Origin of the sequence: Proteus sp. CA142267 (assembly GCF_003336825.1) — a bacterium.
GTDB lineage: Bacteria > Pseudomonadota > Gammaproteobacteria > Enterobacterales > Enterobacteriaceae > Proteus > Proteus terrae.
This window is the reverse complement of record NZ_QPMG01000003.1, coordinates 194,926-215,261: the sequence shown is the minus strand read 5'-3', so window position 1 is coordinate 215,261 and position 20,336 is coordinate 194,926. Positions and strand designations below refer to the sequence as shown.

General features: G+C 38.4%; 20 protein-coding genes. 9 read left to right on the top strand and 11 right to left on the bottom strand.

What is annotated here, in order from left to right:
- The first annotated feature begins 110 nt into the window (after nucleotides 1-110).
- The 5 genes from ftsY to C0T34_RS08320 all read left to right on the top strand — a co-directional run bounded on the left by ftsY (nucleotide 111) and on the right by C0T34_RS08320 (nucleotide 6,006).
- Complete coding sequence (ftsY, locus tag C0T34_RS08340) at nucleotides 111-1,892, top strand: signal recognition particle-docking protein FtsY (RefSeq protein ID WP_109850000.1); 1,782 nt, start codon at nucleotides 111-113, stop codon at nucleotides 1,890-1,892.
- A 5-nt stretch (nucleotides 1,893-1,897) separates the two neighbouring features.
- Nucleotides 1,898-2,563 carry a cell division ATP-binding protein FtsE gene (gene ftsE / locus C0T34_RS08335; protein ID WP_023583735.1) on the top strand — a complete coding sequence of 222 codons (666 nt, stop codon included), beginning with the start codon at nucleotides 1,898-1,900 and terminating at the stop codon, nucleotides 2,561-2,563.
- Nucleotides 2,556-3,533 (top strand): permease-like cell division protein FtsX, encoded by a 978-nt coding sequence (ftsX, locus tag C0T34_RS08330; RefSeq protein WP_098941243.1) that lies wholly within the window; start codon nucleotides 2,556-2,558, stop codon nucleotides 3,531-3,533. Before ftsE ends, ftsX begins: the two co-directional genes overlap by 8 nt.
- 354 nt (nucleotides 3,534-3,887) lie before the next feature.
- On the top strand, nucleotides 3,888-4,742 hold the full coding sequence (gene rpoH, locus C0T34_RS08325) for an RNA polymerase sigma factor RpoH (RefSeq protein ID WP_023583733.1): 855 nt from the start codon (nucleotides 3,888-3,890) through the stop codon (nucleotides 4,740-4,742).
- A 94-nt stretch (nucleotides 4,743-4,836) separates the two neighbouring features.
- On the top strand, nucleotides 4,837-6,006 hold the full coding sequence (locus C0T34_RS08320; RefSeq protein WP_109849999.1) for a glycerate kinase: 1,170 nt from the start codon (nucleotides 4,837-4,839) through the stop codon (nucleotides 6,004-6,006).
- A gap of 66 nt (nucleotides 6,007-6,072) precedes the next feature.
- Here C0T34_RS08320 and panM read toward each other — a convergent pair whose 3' ends face one another.
- Together panM and C0T34_RS08310 are read right to left on the bottom strand one after the other, a co-directional pair.
- On the bottom strand, nucleotides 6,073-6,480 hold the full coding sequence (panM, locus tag C0T34_RS08315) for an aspartate 1-decarboxylase autocleavage activator PanM (RefSeq protein ID WP_098941241.1): 408 nt from the start codon (nucleotides 6,478-6,480) through the stop codon (nucleotides 6,073-6,075).
- Between the two features lie 11 nt (nucleotides 6,481-6,491).
- A complete protein-coding gene (locus tag C0T34_RS08310) occupies nucleotides 6,492-7,676 on the bottom strand; it encodes an MFS transporter (RefSeq protein WP_109849998.1) in 1,185 nt (394 codons plus the stop codon).
- 119 nt (nucleotides 7,677-7,795) lie between these two features.
- Here C0T34_RS08310 and C0T34_RS08305 point away from each other — a divergent pair, with 119 nt between their 5' ends.
- Nucleotides 7,796-8,257 (top strand): MarR family transcriptional regulator, encoded by a 462-nt coding sequence (locus tag C0T34_RS08305; RefSeq protein ID WP_098941239.1) that lies wholly within the window; start codon nucleotides 7,796-7,798, stop codon nucleotides 8,255-8,257.
- Nucleotides 8,258-8,316: 59 nt separating this feature from the next.
- Here C0T34_RS08305 and C0T34_RS08300 read toward each other — a convergent pair whose 3' ends face one another.
- From C0T34_RS08300 to ugpB, 5 genes are all read right to left on the bottom strand, one after another.
- Entirely contained in the window at nucleotides 8,317-9,069 is a 753-nt protein-coding gene (locus tag C0T34_RS08300) for a M48 family metallopeptidase (RefSeq protein WP_109393095.1), read from the bottom strand.
- 496 nt (nucleotides 9,070-9,565) lie between these two features.
- Nucleotides 9,566-10,666, bottom strand: coding sequence for a sn-glycerol-3-phosphate ABC transporter ATP-binding protein UgpC (gene ugpC, locus C0T34_RS08295; protein ID WP_109849997.1), 1,101 nt, complete (start codon nucleotides 10,664-10,666; stop codon nucleotides 9,566-9,568).
- 1 nt (nucleotide 10,667) lies between these two features.
- Nucleotides 10,668-11,516: a sn-glycerol-3-phosphate ABC transporter permease UgpE gene (gene ugpE / locus C0T34_RS08290; protein ID WP_109849996.1), complete on the bottom strand. Its 849-nt coding sequence runs from the start codon at nucleotides 11,514-11,516 to the stop codon at nucleotides 10,668-10,670.
- A complete protein-coding gene (gene ugpA, locus C0T34_RS08285) occupies nucleotides 11,516-12,400 on the bottom strand; it encodes a sn-glycerol-3-phosphate ABC transporter permease UgpA (protein ID WP_098941235.1) in 885 nt (294 codons plus the stop codon). Before ugpA ends, ugpE begins: the two co-directional genes overlap by 1 nt.
- Nucleotides 12,401-12,462: 62 nt before the next feature.
- The gene (gene ugpB, locus C0T34_RS08280) at nucleotides 12,463-13,770 is read right to left on the bottom strand and encodes a sn-glycerol-3-phosphate ABC transporter substrate-binding protein UgpB (RefSeq protein WP_098941234.1); all 1,308 of its coding nucleotides are present in this window, start codon (nucleotides 13,768-13,770) and stop codon (nucleotides 12,463-12,465) included.
- A gap of 174 nt (nucleotides 13,771-13,944) precedes the next feature.
- On the opposite strand from ugpB, the gene C0T34_RS08275 reads away from it, so the two are divergent.
- Complete coding sequence (locus C0T34_RS08275) at nucleotides 13,945-14,679, top strand: glycerophosphoryl diester phosphodiesterase (protein ID WP_098941233.1); 735 nt, start codon at nucleotides 13,945-13,947, stop codon at nucleotides 14,677-14,679.
- A 322-nt stretch (nucleotides 14,680-15,001) separates the two neighbouring features.
- A complete protein-coding gene (locus C0T34_RS08270; protein WP_098941232.1) occupies nucleotides 15,002-15,949 on the top strand; it encodes a carbamate kinase family protein in 948 nt (315 codons plus the stop codon).
- Between the two features lie 96 nt (nucleotides 15,950-16,045).
- On the opposite strand, the gene C0T34_RS08265 is transcribed toward C0T34_RS08270, so the two are convergent.
- Complete coding sequence (locus C0T34_RS08265) at nucleotides 16,046-17,239, bottom strand: cyanate transporter (RefSeq protein WP_109849995.1); 1,194 nt, start codon at nucleotides 17,237-17,239, stop codon at nucleotides 16,046-16,048.
- A 140-nt stretch (nucleotides 17,240-17,379) separates the two neighbouring features.
- Nucleotides 17,380-18,123 carry a hypothetical protein gene (locus C0T34_RS08260; protein WP_098941230.1) on the bottom strand — a complete coding sequence of 248 codons (744 nt, stop codon included), beginning with the start codon at nucleotides 18,121-18,123 and terminating at the stop codon, nucleotides 17,380-17,382.
- A gap of 137 nt (nucleotides 18,124-18,260) precedes the next feature.
- On the opposite strand from C0T34_RS08260, the gene C0T34_RS08255 reads away from it, so the two are divergent.
- Nucleotides 18,261-18,788, top strand: coding sequence for an SMI1/KNR4 family protein (locus C0T34_RS08255; RefSeq protein WP_098941229.1), 528 nt, complete (start codon nucleotides 18,261-18,263; stop codon nucleotides 18,786-18,788).
- Nucleotides 18,789-18,792: 4 nt separating this feature from the next.
- Here the strand turns inward: C0T34_RS08255 and C0T34_RS08250 are convergent, their stop codons facing one another.
- Both C0T34_RS08250 and C0T34_RS08245 read right to left on the bottom strand, forming a co-directional pair.
- Nucleotides 18,793-19,545, bottom strand: a complete 753-nt coding sequence (locus C0T34_RS08250; protein WP_098941228.1) for a DUF3307 domain-containing protein — start codon at nucleotides 19,543-19,545, stop codon at nucleotides 18,793-18,795.
- A 1-nt stretch (nucleotide 19,546) separates the two neighbouring features.
- Nucleotides 19,547-20,179 (bottom strand): hypothetical protein, encoded by a 633-nt coding sequence (locus tag C0T34_RS08245; RefSeq protein WP_098941227.1) that lies wholly within the window; start codon nucleotides 20,177-20,179, stop codon nucleotides 19,547-19,549.
- Nucleotides 20,180-20,336 lie beyond the last annotated feature (157 nt).

The window sequence follows — 20,336 nt, the reverse complement described above, 5'->3', positions numbered from 1 at the left end:
AATTTGTATAAAAGATGCGTTTATCCATGATCAAATGATAGACTTCATTATTATTTTCAATATCGTCAATGTAATCGCGCCATGATTTAGTGCGAGGAGTTTAGTAGCTAATGGCAAAAGAAAAAAAAGGTTTTTTCTCGTGGCTCGGTTTTGGGCGTAGCAAAGAAGAAAATATTGAGCAAGAGAAAGAACAGCAACGCTTAAAAGAAGAGCGTTTAGAACAAGAACGTTTGGCAAAAGAAGCTCAAGAAGAGGCGGCTCGCCAAGCGCAATTAGAAGCAGAGCAAGAACGTTTAGAAGCAGAGCGCCAAGAAGCGGAACGTGTTGTGCAAGATAGATTGGCACAAGAAGCTGAAAAACAACGTTTAGAACAAGAGAAAGCCCAGCGCCAAGCAGAAATAGAAGCAGAGCAAGCGCGTTTAGAGGCAGAGCATGCAGAACAAGTTCGTTTAGCTCAAGAAGCACAAGCTCAACGCCTTGCGCAAGAAGAAGCCCAGCGCCAAGCCGAACTTAAAGCGGAACAAGAACGTGTAGAAGCAGAGCGCCAAGAAGCGGAACGTGCAGAACAAGTTCGTTTAGCTCAAGAAGCACAAGCTCAACGCCTTGCGCAAGAAGAAGCACAACGCCAAGCCGAACTTAAAGCGGAACAAGAACGTGTAGAAGCAGAGCGCCAAGAAGCGGAACGTGCAGAACAAACTCGTTTAGCTCAAGAAGCACAAGCTCAACGCCTTGCGCAAGAAGAAGCCCAGCGCCAAGCCGAACTTAAAGCGGAACAAGAACGTGTAGAAGCAGAGCGCCAAGAAGCGGAACGTGCAGAACAAGTTCGTTTAGCTCAAGAAGCACAAGCTCAACGTTTAGCGCAAGAAGAGGAAAACGAACGTCTCGCTATTGCGCAAGCCGAAGCTGAAGATATTGAATCTTTACGCGAAGAAGTGCTGGCAGATAAAGTTGTTGAACAAGAGAAACCTAAAAAAGAAGGTTTCTTTAGCCGACTGAAAAAAGGCTTACTGAAAACTCGCCAAAACTTAGGTTCAGGATTCCTTGGCCTATTTCGTGGTAAGAAAATTGATGATGAGCTGTTTGAAGAGTTAGAAGAGCAACTCTTAATTGCTGATGTGGGCATGGAAACCACAACTAAAATTATCACTAGTCTGACTAAACATGCCACTCATAAAGATCTTAAAGATGCTGAAGCCCTTTACGGTAAATTACGTGAAGAGATGAGCGATATTTTAAGTAAAGTCGATAAACCATTAAATATTGAAGGTAAAAAACCTTTTGTTATTTTGATGGTTGGTGTTAACGGTGTTGGTAAAACAACCACAATCGGAAAATTAGCGCGACAATACCAAGCTGAAGGTAAATCTGTCATGTTAGCTGCAGGTGATACATTCCGTGCAGCAGCGGTTGAACAGCTACAAGTTTGGGGTGAACGTAATAATATCCCTGTTGTGGCACAACATACTGGGGCTGATCCTGCATCTGTTATTTTTGATGCGATTCAGTCAGCCCAAGCAAAAGGTGTCGATGTTCTTATTGCTGATACCGCAGGACGATTGCAGAATAAATCCCATTTAATGGAAGAGCTGAAAAAAATCGTTCGAGTTATGAAAAAATTAGACGAAGAAGCACCACATGAGGTGATGCTGACGTTAGATGCAAGTACCGGACAAAATGCAGTTAGTCAGGCAAAACTCTTTAATGAAACAGTTGGGCTAACTGGGTTAACATTGACTAAACTCGATGGTACAGCAAAAGGGGGCGTTATCTTCTCCATTGCTGATCAGTTTAGTATTCCTATCCGTTATATTGGGGTAGGTGAAGGTATTGAAGATCTACGTCCGTTTAAGGCCGACGATTTTATTGAGGCTCTGTTTGCCCGCGAGGAGTAGTTTTAATGATCCGCTTCGAACACGTCAGCAAGGCTTATTTAGGTGGAAGACAAGCATTACAGGGGGTTGATTTTCATCTTCGCCCTGGTGAAATGGCTTTTTTAACGGGTCACTCTGGCGCCGGTAAAAGTACATTGCTTAAGTTAATTTGTGGAATAGAACGCCCAAGTGATGGCGCTATTTGGTTTGCTGGTCACGATATCAGTAGACTAAAAAATAGTGAGATCCCTTTTCTTCGCCGTCAAATTGGGATGATCTTCCAAGATCACCACTTACTGATGGACAGAACGGTTTATGACAACGTTTCTCTTCCCCTGATTATTGCTGGCGCAAGTGAAGAGGATATTCGACGAAGAGTTTCAGCCGCTTTAGATAAAGTGGGACTATTGGATAAAGCCAAAAATTATCCTATACAACTCTCTGGTGGTGAACAACAGCGTGTCGGTATTGCGCGCGCTGTTGTGAATAAACCGACTGTTTTACTCGCAGATGAACCAACAGGTAACCTCGATGGTGAGCTTTCAGAAGGGATCATGCGCCTTTTTGAAGAGTTCAACCGTGTTGGCGTAACAGTGTTAATGGCGACGCACGATATGTCGTTAATAGAACGTAGAAATTATCGCATTCTTACATTAGGGCAAGGCAGAATGGTGGGAGGACAAAATGGCTAAAGCAAAAAGTTCCCGTAAATCAATGCCAACGCCAGGTGCAAAAACCAAGGCGCTAAAAGGGGGAAGACGCGAACAGTGGCGCTATGCATGGCGTAACACGATGGCAGATTTTTTACGCCAACCGCTTTCCTCTTTTTTAACCGTAATGGTTGTCGCGATATCTCTTACCTTGCCTAGCATCTTTTATATTGTGTGGAAGAATGTCTCAACAGCGGCAGAACAATGGTATCCAACACCACAATTAACTGTTTATCTTGATAAATCTCTTGATGATTCATTAGCTGAAGCCACAATCAAAAAAATTGAAGCCTTAGAAAAAGTCGAAGATGTTAACTACCTTTCGCGACAAGATTCGCTAGTGGAATTTCGTTCTTGGGCTGGCTTTAGTAGTGCGTTAGATATGTTAGAAGAAAATCCATTACCTGCGGTGGCGATTGTGACACCCGTTATGGAGCCTAGCGATCAACAACTCATGGTGAATTTGCGTGATACTGTAGCGAAAATACCCGGGGTTGATGAAGTAAGAATGGATGATAGCTGGTTTTCTCGGCTTTCAACGTTGACGTCATTAGTTGGGCAAATCGCCTTGGTGATTGGTACATTGATGGTTGTTGCCTTGTTACTGGTGATTGGTAACAGTGTACGTCTCAATATTTTCAGTCGCCGTGACACCATTAATGTGATGAAACTTATTGGTGCAACTGACGGCTTTATTATGCGTCCATTCCTTAATTGGGGATTAATTCTAGGCTTTATTGGTGCCGTATTTGCCCTGATCTTTTCAGCTTTACTGGTGTGGAAGCTCTCTGATGTAGTTACTCAAGCCGCGACCGTGTTTGGGACTTCATTTTCTATTTCAGGATTAGGTTTTGATGAATCTATCATTCTTATTCTTGTTGCTATGACAATTGGTTGGCTTGCTGCATGGCTGACGACAATGCAACATTTACGTCAATTCACACCGGAATAGTGAATTCTCATTATCCTCTAATAATGAGAAGATATTTTTTATCAGGCTGGGTTACGTTAATATCGTCACCCAGCCATTTTATCGACGCCCCGTCTCTGGCATAATAATGCGCGCACTCTTTTCTATGATAAGGCAACGGTCATATTTGCTATCGGTGATAGAAAAGTACAAAGATATGTAAACATAGATGCGAGATGAACCTTTAGTCTTTATGCTGGTCAAATAGTCGTTATGATAAAAACACATCGTAAAAAACATTAACTGACTTCCTATTTAAGCTATATTTAGAAGGCTCATCTACTTTCCCTTACAGTGATAATTTTAATTATTTATTTGATTTTCATGAGGATTTGAATGACTAAAGAAATGCAATCCTTAGCATTGGTTCCGCAAGGCAGCATCGAAGCGTATATACGTGCAGCCAATTCCTATCCGATGTTAACCGCAGAGGAAGAAAAGGAACTCGCTGAACGGCTGCATTACGATGGTGACTTGGATGCGGCAAGAACGCTTATCCTTTCACATCTGCGCTTCGTTATTCATGTTGCTCGCAGCTATTCAGGTTATGGCTTACCACAAGCTGATCTTATCCAAGAAGGTAATATTGGTCTGATGAAAGCGGTTCGTCGTTTTAACCCAGAAGTGGGTGTTCGACTGGTCTCTTTTGCTGTGCATTGGATCAAAGCTGAAATTCACGAATATGTGTTACGTAACTGGCGTATCGTGAAAGTAGCGACCACAAAGTCACAACGTAAACTGTTTTTTAATCTGCGAAAAAATAAAAAGCGTTTAGGTTGGTTTAATCAAGATGAAGTGGAACTTGTTGCAAGAGAGTTAGGCGTATCAGAAAGTGATGTCCGAGAAATGGAATCACGAATGTCAGCACAAGATATGGCATTTGATATGACTGCTGATGATAGTGATGATTCACATCCTATCGCCCCTGTACTCTTCTTAGAAGATAAGTCTTCTGACTTTGCCGACGGCATTGAAGAAGATAACTGGGATAATCATGCAACGGATAAACTAACATCAGCAATTGAAACTCTTGATGAACGTAGCCAAGATATTATTCGTGCTCGTTGGTTAGATGATGATAATAAGTCGACATTGCAAGACTTGGCGACAAAATACGGTGTTTCTGCTGAACGTGTTCGCCAATTAGAAAAAAATGCGATGAAGAAATTGCGTTTAGCGATTGAAGATTAATCACATTTCAGACCAAGCACACTCTCTCATAAAGTAGAGTATGTTATAAAAGCGATATGAAAATATCGCTTTTTTATTGCTTGGAGAAAAAAACGTGAAAATAGTTATCGCCCCTGATTCTTTTAAAGAAAGTTTAAGTGCGAAAGATGTTGCGATGGCAATAAAACAGGGTTTTTCACGTTATTTACCTAATGCGCAATATTGTTGTATTCCTATGGCGGATGGTGGCGAAGGAACGGTGACATCGTTGGTGGATGCAACGCAAGGCCGTTTTATATCGACACCAGTGTGTTCGCCTTTAGGTAAACAAGTAACTGCAACTTGGGGGCTTTTAGGGGATAACACCACTGCCGTGATTGAAATGGCACAAGCTTCTGGTCTTCATCTTATTCCTTCATCTCAACGCGATCCCAATTTAACGACCAGTTATGGTACGGGTGAATTAATTAATGCTGCACTTGAAATGGGCGTTAAAAAAATCATATTGGGATTAGGTGGCAGTGCCACAAATGATGCGGGTGCAGGAATGATGCAAGCGCTCGGTCTAGGTCTTAAAGATAAGTTTGGTACATCTTTGCCTTTTGGTGGACTTGCATTAGCACAACTTCACTCTATTGATATCACGACTCTTAATCCTAAACTAAAAAATATTGAAATTGAGATTGCCTGCGATGTAACAAATCCGTTGTGTGGAGAGAAAGGGGCATCCGCTATTTTTGGTCCTCAAAAAGGAGCGACCAAAGACGATATCGCGCAACTTGATAATGCATTACACCATTTTGGTACTTATCTTGAGAAAATGACGCAACGTAGTCTTATCAATATTGCCGGAAGTGGTGCGGCAGGAGGATTGGCTCTGCCTTTGCTTGCATTTACGCAAGCAACACTTTCGCAAGGTGTTGAATTGGTGGCTAATGCTGTTGAATTAGAAAAACAGTTAATTGATGCGGATTTGGTAATAACGGGTGAAGGTCGAATGGATAGCCAATCGGCACAAGGTAAAACGCCAACAGGCGTTGCTTTGCTCGCAAAAAAATACCACCTTCCTGTTATTGCTTTAGTTGGTGGCTATTTACCTGATTATGATGTAGTTCATCAGCAGGGTATTGATGCTGTTTTCTCTATTGTACCAGGTGTTTCTACACTGGCTGATGCACTTCATAATGCGCAAAAGAATTTGAGTGAGACGGCTTATAATGTGGCTAGACTTTATACTACTTGTCATACTTCAAGTTGTAGTTACTCGTCATACTTCAAGTTGTAGCGTTGTTGACTACACTCACTCGCACTAGTCACATTACATCTTGAATTATTTAGAGTAAGAACACTGTCAAATAGTTAGGGTGTAAATACGATCTTGTGGTGATGCACTAAATTGATGATGTGCTAAAAAAGCATGTGCAATATCATACCCGCTTTCTTCTGCTGATAAGCTTATTGCCTGCCAGCAGTGAATATCAGGATAAACAGATAAGCATTGTGTCAGTAAATAATGCCCAACACCGCGACGACGTGTCACTTCTCTGACCATAAAATCACTAATAACCGCTTTTTTATCCGATAATTTAACCCAGCAAGCAGCTAATAATCGCTCATTAAATCTCGCCACAAAGAGTATATTCTCGTTGTTGATCTCGTTTTTTAGGGTTGATTGATAACGTACATCTTGCCAAATTTTGCCTAAATCAATACGGTCTTGTTCAGAGAGTTGTGTCAGTTTTTCAATGGTCAGTTTCATGAAATATCCTGTTAGTTTGCAGTTTTTTTTTCTTTTAATGAAGACATTAAGCTCTTAATGGTGAAACACAATGCCAAACTCGTTAAGATCACACAAGAATAAAAGACATACTCATAATTATTGTCAGTCACAAAATAGACCGAAATCATAGGGCCAGCAGCCATTCCACAATAACGAATAAAGTTATAAATCCCTATTGCAGTTGCTCTCATCGAGCCAAAATAACTTGCTAATAATGTCGTGTGCGTTGGCATGGTTAAGCCTAAAGAAAGCCCATATAACACGGTTAAACCAAGCATTATCGGTAGTGAGATTTGCCAAAATAGTGCAAATAACGCCAACATAATCAAATTGATACAAGAGGTGAATATCACTCCATATTCAACACTAAATAGATGGCAAACTTTACGATAGAGATAGCTACCTAAAATAAGCGCAATCGACATTGGTACATATAATCCACCAATTTCAGTACTGTTTAACTGATAGAGATAAAAGGCAATCGAAGGTAAAAATACCAAGAGGCAAAAATAGTTATAAAACACCATAAAACTCATTACAAAAATGGATTTACCCGCAGGCGCAGTGAGCACTTGTTGCATTGCAGATAAGCTTTTAAAGGGATCTTTTGGCTCAGGGCGAGTCTCTGGTAAATAAAAGAGATGAGTAATAAGCAATATGGCACCGACAACCGCTAAGAAAATAAAAATACCTTGGTATTGATAGTGTTGCGCTAAATATCCTCCTAATAAAGGGCCACACGCAGGCGCTAACGCTAATAGCATTTGATACGATCCCATTGCTTTAGCGCGATCGTTTCCTTGATAAAGATCGCCAAGAATAGTAGCGGCAACCACGGGAATAGTGGCGATACCAATAGCTTGGATCACACGCCAAAAAATTAATAAGTTTATAGAGTCAGACCAAACACAACCCAATGCACCCACAATAGAAATTGCTAATCCACTGAGTAAAATCGGTTTTCTTCCCCATTTATCAATCAATGAACCATAAAATAGTTGCATAACAGCCATCGCAAAAGTAAATGCAGATACCGTCAGATTAACTAGTGATAACGTGGTATTAAATTGCTGTTGGATCAAGGGAAGTACAGGGGTATAAATATTTTGTGCTAAAGAGCCTAATAGTGCGCTAAAACAAATGAGATAAAACAAACTGCGGATTGATAATTTCATTACATTGCCTCTTATTATCTATTTTGTTTCCATGGAAACAAAATAGATAATAGCGATATTTTGATTATTGTAAATACTTTTGATACTATTTTATAAAATATTTTTTCCAAGGAAACAAAATGGTAAAAGAGAATGTCACAACACAAGATTTACTAAAAGGGTTAAGTGATTTTTTACATCTTAAAGATGAGCGTGCTGATAGTAACCATAAAAAAGTATTAGAAGAGAATGGGTTAGATAATTATTCACTTACAGAATTGCATGTGATCCATTGTATTGGTGAAGAGAGTATGAGAAATCTCACAACCATCAGTGAATATATGTCTATGACACGAGGGGCTGTCTCAAAAATTTGTAGTCGGCTACAAAAGAAGGGAGCTATTGAAAAAATAAAGTTGGCAGATAATCAAAAAGAAATATTTTTTATCTTAACAGCTGAGGGAGAGCATCTTTTTCATGCTCATGAGGTGTTACATCAACAATCTCAAGCAAAATGGTCTGCGTTATTTGAGCAATATGATCAGCAAGAGAAGCAGACGATTAAACGCTTTTTTAGCGATGTTGTGGGTCGTTTTCGTTAGTCGTAACAGATAAACCTGAAAAGAAAACCCCCATACCATGAGATATAGGGGCAAGATAATTATTTCTTATCTTCAGCGATACGATTACGGATATTATCAGCACGCTCTTTTGACGGTGGGTGAGAATCAAACATACTTGAATCACCACCACCTAATTTAGCGAGTTTTTCAAAGCCTGTAACTAAACCAGCAGTATTTACACCACGTTTTTTTAGTAGATCATAAGAGAAGTTGTCAGCTTCTGATTCTTGGTGCTGAGAGAACTGAGCGTTAATTAATTTTTGGCCCATTTCAGCTAATTGTGAGCTACTTAATTGTGCTGCAACGCCACCTGCTGATGCCGCTGCTGTACGTGCAGCAACTGTTGCGTGAGCAACTTGAATGGCTTTACGGGTATGACCTAAAGCAACGTGACCCATTTCATGACCTAAAACGCCTTCAACTTCGTTATCAGTCATCATATCCATTAAACCACTGTAAACACGTACGCAGCCGTTAGCCATAGCCCATGCGTTCACATCTTTAGTCATGTAAACTTTGTAATTTACTGGTGTGCCATTAACTTCATTACCTAATGCTTTAGCGATGTTATTTAAGCGTTTGGTGTAAGTGCTATTGGCTGGAGCAACTTTATTTTGCGCATCCATCTCTTTACAAGCATCATTCGTTAACGCTTTGATATCGTCATCGCTTAATGTCGCTGCTTGGAAAAGTTGAGTTCCTGATTTGGTCAGCATATCTGTATTCATGTTTTGGCAACCAGAAAGTAGCGCTGCTGATACCATCACCGTAGCAAGTAATTTAATTTTCATTTTTAATTAAGTCCTTTTCTGCTTCGCAGTTTATATAATTGCAGATCAAATTCGAGCAGAAGAATAACAGCGCTTATCTATCGGTGCAATATAAGCATTTTATGTGAGAAATATTATCTCAATATATATTCTTCTCTTTTTCAGCAAAATTGTATTATTTCTTATCTTCTTAATAGCAAGAAAAAAACGGATTAATAATTTTAACCTCTTTAAATTTAAGAGAATTAATTGATAAATTAAACTTGAGAAGGTAGATTTTCTTAATGTAAATATTATATAGATCATTTAATTGTACTCACTTTGAGAGTGAGTGAATTTGTTTTTCACTTATTTGGAATAATATGAAAGTAACAGTGTGCTTAGAGATGATTTTTATTTGTTTTAATCTGACAAATTTTATATTTTTAATATTTATTACTTAGTGGTAAATAAATAGCGACGTTTAAAGCATCGCTATTCAGATTAAACCGAAAGTGAATAAAGTGATATCAGCGTTTTATGACACCATTAATTCATTGATAAGCATAAAAGGGCGATTAATACGCTTTCCTGATTGTTGATTAAAGAAATGAAGATTTTCTGGGTGAATGGTAAGACCTATTCTATTACCAATTTTCACACCATGATCGTTTGGCGCACGAATAACGAGAGGTTGTTTCTGCTTATCGTAAGTAGTGGCATAAATTAAAACATCTGCACCAAGTGCTTCAATAAACTCCACATCAACATGAAAAAGAGGATGTTGATGGCTAATAATCAAATGTTCAGGACGTAAACCCAATTTAATGGCTTGATAAGGAAAATGCTGAGATGAAACGGCAATATGCCCATCAGCGACTTCAATCACACCATGATTAATCGGAGTATCTAAGATATTCATTGCTGGTGAGCCCATAAACGTAGCCACAAACACGGAGGCCGGGCTTTCATAAATATCTAACGGTGTGCCTACTTGCTCTATATTTCCTTGATTTAAAACCACCAGCTTATCGGCTAATGTCATCGCTTCTACTTGATCGTGTGTCACATAAATAGAGGTTGTAGAGAGTTTTCGCTGTAATTTTTTGATCTCCAAACGCATCTGTACCCGTAATTTAGCATCAAGGTTAGAAAGAGGTTCATCAAATAAAAAGACTTTAGGATCACGAACGATGGCTCTTCCCATTGCGACACGTTGGCGTTGTCCCCCTGAAAGCTCTTTGGGTTTTCTATCAAGTAAATGGCTGATCTCCAGCATTTGGGCGGCATTGGTAACGAGTTCTTCAATCTTTGCTTTGGGTATTTTTCGATTACGTAAGCCATATGCCATATTGTTATAAACCGACATATGAGGATAAAGAGCATAGTTTTGAAACACCATGGCGATATCGCGTTCACTAGGTTCGTGCTCATTAACCCGCAAATTATCAATAAATAAATCACCTTGTGTAATGGTTTCTAACCCTGCAATCATTCGCAGTAAAGTCGATTTACCACAACCGCTTGGGCCGACTAATACCACCATTTCACCTTGCTCAATAGAAAGATTTAATTTTGAAATAGCTTGATGACCATTTGGATAACACTTTTCTAAATTTGTGAGAGTGACGGTTGTCATGTTATTTCTCCGTATCAATAAAGCCTTTTACAAAGGCTCTTTGCATTAAAATGACAATAAGGACGGGAGGCAACATTGCAATTAACGTGGTTGCCATGATCTTATTCCACTCAACAACACCATCAGAAACCGCAACCATCTGTTTAATGCCCATGACAATGGTGTAGTAGTGAGTATCTGTTGTGATCAACATTGGCCAAAGATATTGGTTCCAGCCATAAATAAAAGTGATGACAAATAGGGCTGCGATATTGGTGCGAGAAAGAGGAAGTAAGATGGTGAAAAAGAATTTAATAGGGCCTGCACCATCAATTTTAGCGGCTTCAATTAATTCAGGAGTGATGGTAAGAAAGAATTGGCGAAATAAAAAGGTGGCTGTGGCACTGGCAATTAATGGAATGGTTAAACCTGCATAAGAGTTCAACATATTGAGATTAGTGACAACCTCAAATGTAGGCATAATGCGAACTTCAACAGGTAGCATTAACGTAAAAAAAATAGTCCAAAAGGCCAACATTCTTCCCGGAAAACGAAAGAAAACGACGGCGTATGCCGATAAAATTGAGATTGTTAGTTTCCCGATGGTGATCACTAACGCCATAATCAATGAATTCAATAACATGCTATTAATTGAGATAGTGCTATTTTGCGTAGTGCCTGCTTGTGAGAATATCGATTTAAAAATATTGAAGCCTTCAGCACCAAACCAAAGAGGAGAACCAGTAGCAAATTCGGTGTTTTGATGTGTTGTTGCCACAAGTGCAATCCAGACAGGGAACGCAACAGAGAGAATGCCAACAATAAGAATAAAGTGGCAAAAAGCATGAAATAAAGGTCTACGTTCAACCATCAGTAAGCCACCTTTTTCTCAACATAGCGAAATTGAATAATGGTTAAGATTGCGACAATAAACATCAAAATAACAGATTGTGCGGCGGAAGAGCCTAAATCTAATCCCACAAAACCATCGTTATAGACCTTATAAACCAGTGTTGATGTGCTACTTCCGGGGCCACCTTGCGTCATCGAGTGAATAATGGCGAAAGTATCAAAGAAGGCATAAGCAAAATTAACCACGAGTAAGAAAAAGGTGGTAGGAGAAATTAAAGGAAAACTGATCGTTATAAATCGCTTAATCGGGCCACTACCATCGATAGCGGCTGCTTCTAAAAGCGATTTAGGCACAGATTGTAATGCGGCGAGAAAAAACAGAAAGTTATAACTCACTTGTTTCCATGTCGCCGTTAAAATCACCATCCACATAGCATGATGTGTATTCAGTACAGGATCCCAATTAATGCCTATTTTCTTTAATTGTTGGCTTAATACTCCAATCGTGGGATCAAGCATAAATAACCAAAGAAAGCCTGCAATAACTGGAGCAATGGCATAGGGTGAAATTAAAATGGTGCGATAAAAAAGCTTGCCTCGTAAAATTTGTTCGGCAATACCAGCCAAAACCAGCGCTGATAACATAGATAAAAATACAACACTGGTACTGAAAATAAGCGTCGTGATCAAACTATCAAAGTAATAACGATTGCTAAAAAGTCGCTGAAAATTTTCAAAACCAACAAATTCTCGACTCAGCCCAAATGCATCTTCTAATTGAAATGACTGAAAGAAAGCTTGCCCAGCAGGCCAAATAAAAAAGATAAGCGTGATAGCTAATTGAGGAAAAATCAGCGCTAGAGGTAACCATTTTTGTTTGAAATAAATGGATTGAGAAGCCATACAATATCCAGTAAATCGATAAAAACAGAAGGCGAGCTATTTTGCTCGCCTAATACAAGTGACTATTGTTGAGCACGTTCAAAACGGCGTAACTGCTCATTTCCACGTGTAACTGCATTATCTAATGCAACTTGAGCACTCTGTTTTCCTGACCACACTTTCTCTAACTCTTCATCAACGATTTCTCGAGTTTGTAGGAAATTACCAAAGCGTAATCCTTTTGAGTTTGCGGTAGGCTCTGAGGTTGTCATTTGTAATATTGCGGTGTCAGCTCCTGGATTTTGCTGATAAAAACCCTGTTGCTGTGTTAACGCATAAGCTGCTTTAGTGACGGGTAAATAACCCGTTGCTTGGTGCCAATCGGCTTGAACTTCAGGGCTTGAAAGATAGGTAAAAAATTTGGCAACACCGTTATATTCGGCATCTGGACGCCCAGACATAACCCATAATGATGCGCCACCAATAATGGTATTTGCTGGTTTTTGTACAAGAGTATCGTCGTAAGGCAATTGGCTAACACCAATATCAAGATCTTTCATGTTCTCTTTAATGCCTGCAAAACCCGCGGATGACTCCATCACCATTGCGCACTCTTGGGTATAAAACAGAGGCATTGCATCTGATTGACGTCCGCCATATTTGAAAATACCAGATTTCGACCAATCTGCCATTTGTTGAATATGCGCAACGAAAGGTGCTTTATTAAATAAGAAGGTGGTATCAAAACCATCGAAACCATTATTTTTTGTCGCTATAGGTAAATTATTGCGGGCACCAAAGTTTTCGATTTGTGTCCACGATTGCCATGTGGTGGTAAATCCGCATTTAACACCAGAATCGAGCAATTTTTGAGACACAGCTTCCATCTCTTTCCATGTCTTAGGTGGCTGTTCTATGCCAGCTTTTTTAAAGAGTGTTTTGTTGTAATAAAGCACTGGCGTTGAACTATTAAATGGCAACGACATCATTTTGCCATCGCTGGTGGTGTAGTAACCCGTGACAGTTGATAAATAACTATTAGGATCAAAAGGTTCGTGGGTTTTTTCCATTAATTTATAAACAGGAAAAACGGCTTTTTTAGCGCCCATCATACTGGCTGTACCCACTTCAAATACTTGTACAATAGCAGGTTGGTTTTTAGCGCGAAATGAAGCCACTGCACTGGTCATTGTTTCAGCATAAGTGCCTTTATAAACAGGTTTTATCTCATATTCAGATTGACTGGCGTTAAAATCAGAGGCGATTTGATTGACTTTCTGACCAAGTGCACCTCCCATTGCATGCCACCATTCAATTTGTGTTTTTGCGTGTGTGGGAGAAGTAAATAACGCCATAGCAACAGCAAGACCTGTTATTGATTTTATCGACATGCAGAATTTCCTTTTTAATCGAGAGTTAAAGGTGCAATCTAATATGCAAATTACCCTAGATGTTATTTATGACAAAAGGGTGACAATTAAATGAAGATATATTGATGGTCTGACTGTCAAATTGCTGTCATAAATGGTTGTCATGATGTCGGCACAAATGAAAAGGAGAGAGAAATGAAGATAGCTGCTCACCGAGGTTTTTCTGGAAAAGCACCTGAAAACACACTGGCTGCGTTTAAAATGGCGATTGATTTCGGGTGCGAATGGATTGAAACGGATGTGCAATTAACCGCGGATCATGTTCCTGTGCTTATTCATGATAAAACAGTTAATCGTTGCACGAATGGGCAAGGTGCTGTGCGTTTTCATACCTTAGATGATTTACATCGCCTTGATGCAGGAAGTTGGTTTAGTTCACTCTATCAAGGTGAGAAAATTCCTTCTTTAAGACAAGGATTACAGCTCATTAAGCGTTCAGGAACAAAGCTTAATATTGAGCTGAAAACGTGGCCCGATGATGATGTTGAGCGTTTATGTTTAGCGGTTTCTGACATGATAAAAAGTGCAGATATTCCGAATGAGCAAATTCTATTTTCTTCTTTTGATACACATGCACTTATTGTTATGAAACGATATCTGCCTTTTATTCGTAGAGGGCAATTATGGGATGAGATCCCTGATAATGCGCTAGAAACGCTAAAAGCGATTGATGGTTTTAGTGTGCATTGTAATTACAAATACCTTACGCAAGAACAAGCGCAATTGTTAAAACAAGCAGGCTATGAAATTTATTGTTATACCCCGAATGATCCGGAAGAAGTGAAAGATTTTGAGCAATGGGGTGTTGATATGCTAATTACTGATATGCCTGATGTTTATCAACCGGATGTTTATCAAATAGCAAAATAAAAAAGTACTAACTATCCCGCTCACTTGTATTAAATAAGGCGTTATTGATGTGTTTGATAACGCCTTTCATTCCCTTCTTTGTGCATTGCATTTATAGAAATTAAATAAGAGAAACGTTGAGTAATAGATGTTTTCTTTACATTCTCTGCTATTATCCTGCGCAATTAATGAATAGATATTGTTCAACACAATAATGTTTATCTCATTAAAAATAAAAATGGGAAAATGGTTAGCAAATATGGCGACCTTATCAACCCAACCTCTAAGAGTAGAGGTGTGTTATTTCTACTTTAATTGCCAATAATATAATTGAGAGTGAAATATGAAAGAACTCGTTGTTGTTGCCATTGGAGGCAACAGTATTATTAAAGACAATGCTAGCCAGTCTATCGCTCATCAAGAACAAGCAGTACAAGAGGTTGCAGCCCATATTAGTGATATGGTGGCTGAAGGGTATAATATTGTTTTAACACATGGTAATGGGCCACAAGTTGGGCTTGATTTACGTCGCGCTGAAGTGGCGCATGTGCAAGAAGGTTTACCGTTAACACCATTAGCCAATTGTGTTGCAGATACACAAGGCGGTATTGGTTATTTAATACAACAAGCGTTAACGAATAAGCTTCGTGTTCAACAAAGCAAACAAGCGATCACCCTTATCACACAAGTTGAAGTCGATAAAAACGATCCAAATTTTGTTTCTCCAACAAAACCTATTGGTGCATTTTTCTCAGAACAAGAGATGATGCAATTAAAGCAAGAAAATCCTCAATGGCATTTCGTTGAAGATTCTGGTCGTGGTTATCGCCGTGTTGTTGCCTCTCCATTTCCACAACATGTTATTGAATCTAAGGCAATTAAATCACTGTCAGAATGTGGCTATGTTGTGATTGCAGTAGGTGGCGGCGGTATTCCAGTTATCAAAAATGAACACGGTAATTACCAAAGTGTTGATGCGGTTATTGATAAAGATCTGTCATCGACATTGCTCGCAAAAGAATTACATGCAGATATTCTTATCATCACAACGGGTGTTGAAAAAGTTTGTATTCATTTCGGCAAACCAGAACAGAAAGCATTAGGCGAAACGTCGGTTGAAGAAATGACACAATATATGCATGAAGGGCATTTTCCTCCGGGCAGTATGCTTCCTAAAATTGAAGCCAGTCTCTCATTTTTAGCTGCTGGTGGAAAAAGAGTGATTATCACAACGCCAGAAAAATTGGCTTCAGCCTTAAAAGGTGAAACCGGAACACATATCGTTGCTTAATTATCTTCATAAGTAGTATTTAATTATTATCCTTGATAAGCGCCTTATTTGTAAAAAGTAAGGCGCTTATTTTATATGAGTCTTAAATATAGGGCGTTATTGAGTAGGATGATTAGCGGGATAAGCTTTCGCATAATGACGAGGATTTAATCGTGCAAATAATCCTATAGTCACAATCACTAAAATGGCATGAAATGCCCATGCATAAGTAAAGCTTCCATCAGGTTGGCGTAATAGCACCGCAATTAATGGTCCGAAAGCAGCAATAATAAAGCCACCACCTTGCATTAATGCTGACAGAGCACCTGCTTGTGCTGGATCAGGAATATGATCGAGAGCGACAATCATCATCATAGAAAAACAGCCCCCCAAACCACAGCCTAAGAATATACTCCAAAGATAAGGGGCACTCATCGGAATAACCATAACCGAGACAAAACCAATAAATTGGCTTATTAATGTTATCGTAAGCCAAAAACGCCTGTCGTGATTTTTAGTCGCCAAGAAAGGAATAATTAAAGCGGCAGAGGCCTGGAAAAGAGAAAGAATAGCAACAAGTGAGCCACTTTGGGCACTTGGCATTCCTAGCGATTGGTAGAATGGCGCTAACCATGTCACAACAGAGGCATAACCTGCATTAACGCAACCAAATCCTAAGATAAGTAATCCTGTTCTAGGACGCCAAATTAAGGTATTTAGTGATATTTTATTGGCAGAAGTGGCGCTATTTTTAATAGAAAAAAGGATCGCGATAAATGCAAATCCTGCGGGAAGCGCAAACCACGCTAAAGCACTTTGCCAATGGTCATAAGTCACAGTGAGAAGAGGGGATAATTGTGCCCCGAGTGCGCCTCCCCCCATTAGCATAGCGGAATATAAACCCATCATGATAGGTGTTCGATTTCCAAACCACCCTTTAATAATGCCGGGAAATACCGCTTGAATATAGGCGACGCTTAAACCACAAAAGAGAGCTGTTAGTAATAGCTGATTGCCATCAGAAACATAGGCTCGAGAAAAAGAGCCCATCAGAAGCATTAGCATTGCGACTAAAAGCCCTTTACGTACTTGAATATAAGGTTGTAAGAAAGGAACGATTAATGCGCCTATTCCCATTAAAAGCATGGGTAATAGTGTAAGTAATGAGACTTGACTATAACTCATTCCTGTTGAGGCAATAATATTGTCAATAACAGGGCCGGGGCCGGTTAAGAAAGGGCGTAAATTTATCCCAACTAGAATAATAGTGAGGACAATCTGCCATATTTTTTTTCTTGGTAAGGCAGTCATTGTAATTCCCTGATAAACATAAATATTGTCTATTGTATAGACAATATTTATATAAACAAATGACAGATATTCTATTTGTAGAATATCGTCTTGATAATAATCTTATTATTATCAATTCACTTGGTAGATCGCCTACCTATTTAAGCCGTATATTTAAGTTTCCACTGTTTTATTTGGCTTTTGGGGTTAATTAATGTGAATTCATAGTGTTCAAAATGAGAAAGCACTTTTTTAAATTCAACCGTCGCTTTATCTAAATCCCATGATTTAGGGAAGTAAAAACCATCAAAAGAAATATTTTCTAATCTTGCAATAAATTGATGGATAAACTCATCAAATCCACCATAAGTTAGTGCGATTTTTCCACTCCAATTAATGTGATAAGTGTTATCTTGTTGACGTTGGAAGTGAATTTGATGATTTTTACATTCATCATGTCCTAATAAATAAATACTGAATGCAGAGATTTCTGTTGGCTCATCGTCGTCTTCAGAATGATTTATTTGTGGTGCAGTATCAAGATTAAATTGGTGCGTGATAAAATTGTCAAAATCAAAAGGAACTTCGCCTGTACTCAGTAAAATACCTTTTTCATCTGACCAAAATGTTGAAGAGAGGGTGCAACGATGATAATTATCCCAGACAATTCTAGATTGCCAATCAACAAGGCTGGTATATTCTTCCTCATCATCTAGCTCATCTTCGTCTATATCATCAGGATAATCCTTACCTTCACTTAAATAGTAGCTGGCACTTCTAAGATGCAGATCAAACCAAAGTTGGCCATGTTTATCTAATCGCCCAGACCAGACAAATTCTTCAATGTTATGAGGTTTAGGGTAAGCGCTATCAATAAATGTAATGGTACGTGAAGGTGTTGTCATGATTATCGTCTTGTTGGTATCGGATTTTTATCACGTATCTAGAGTGATAGAAATTAGCGAAGTTATGATAAAAATAAGGTAAAGATAAAATACCATAAATTGAGCGATAAAATGGAAATCAAATCAGAGAGGATAGAATGTTAACAACATTAAATCAGTGGCTACCAATACCTTTATGTCCGATAGAACGAGGAGAAGATCAGGAATGGCTACTTATTGATAATCGATACACCTTTCCTCAAGACTATATTGAATTTGTCACGCAATATGGTTCAGGACACATAGCCAACTTTATTACGTTATTTAATCCATTTAGTGAGAATGAATATCTTAATTTCTTTCAGCAAAAAGAGGCAATCCTTAAGGATTTTAATTCGTTAATACAGGCTGATCCTGATTATTATACTTTTCATCTGTACCCTAAAAATAATGGGCTTTTGCCTATTGGAGAGACAGATAATGGAGATACTCTGTTTTGGGCTGTTTCATCCAATAATAGCAATTTATGGACAATGGCAATTATTCCATCCAGAGCCTCTGAGGTGGAATTTATTGCAGAAAATCTGACAGGGTTTTTAGAAGGTGTGCTATCAAAACGAATTCGTTGTCAGTCATTTCCTACAGGGTTTCCATCAGAGAATATAACGTTCATTTCAAACAACTGATGGGTTATTTGCCTATGGGTAATTGAGTTACTAGATATGTCGTGGCAAGCCCGAGAAGGATAGAGATGCTAAAGCTAATAAGTGTACCTAACATAACATATTCTGTTAGTTTTTTATCTTGGTCATTTTGTAACTCACCAAATCTAAATATAGATTTGGCTGCTAATAAAAAACCAATTGCTGCAAATTGGTTTAAAAGAATGAAGGTTAAAATAAGTATTCTTTCCAAATAACCAATAGATTGACCAGCAGAAACGAGCGTTGAGCCTTCTTCTGCGACAGGTGTCCATTTCTTGAGTAACATATAAATAAGGATGGAAATCGGCTTTAAAATAATGATGTAGGCAAGAATAACAATCAAATATTTATAGTTAATATTTTTAAAACTAAGATCATGGAATATTTGAGTATTTTGATCAATTAATATTATCCATAAAAAGGTAATTACGAATAAATGAAGAGCTTGATCAGTAATAAACCATTTTAAAGAGTTATCAGTATAGGATTTTCCAAGATCGAAAAGATAGTGTGTAATTAATACAATTACACTGTAAATGAAAATAGAACCAAAACTTATCTCTGTCATTAAAACGAGAATAATAAAGGTTATCCCACCTTGCAGTAGTGAGTGCAAGTAAAGCTCTTTAGATTTGTAATGTAGAGTATTTCGCGCTTCTATCCATGCTTTAGGTTGTAAATAAAAATCAAAAGCAATATGAGCAATATAGAGAGAAATAAGAAGTACGAAATTATACATATCAATAAGCCTTGTTAATTAAATAATTAAAGTATTGAATATATTCATCTATTAACTGGTAGTGGCTAGCATTTAATAATCTAGTAATATTACTTCTCGATTTTTTTAATTCATCAGCGATAGCATAGTGAGATTTATCTTTATTGACCATGTATTTAAGTAAAACTTGCGCTTGTGCTCGAGTAATTTCTTTGAGTTGCACATTTAAATACTTAGTGACTAAGGTAATGTTTTGTTGAAAATCTGAGCTAGATGCCGATATTGTCAAAATTTCACCTTTCATTTTATCGAGTCCTTCACCAGATAAAATAAAGGCCTCACCAATTGAAGTTCTTACATCATTACGCAATGAGTCAATTTTGCCGATGCCAATACTTTGACGAGCACTGATTTCTAGATTTGACGTTTTTAGTGCCAATTGGATGACGATAGCGACTTTGATAGCATCCTCTGCTTGTAAGCAAACAATCTGGAAAGAATCGCCACGGTATCGATCATATTTAATTGGTAACTGTTCTGAGAGTAGCTGAACTGTTTGCTCCAAAGTGTAGAGCATAAGATCATAGTTTTGGATGGGGATATTTTTAGAATCAATGATATCACCTGTAATGACACTTACGATGTCTTTATTCATCTTTTGGCTCTTATTATTTTATGGAATAAGTATCATGTTACCACATTTGGTAACATACTGACATGTTACCATATTTGGTAACATGTTCATTAACGTTATAGAGAAAGTGTGAAAAATAAGCAACAAAAAAGCCTTTCCTGGAAAACCAGAAAAGGCT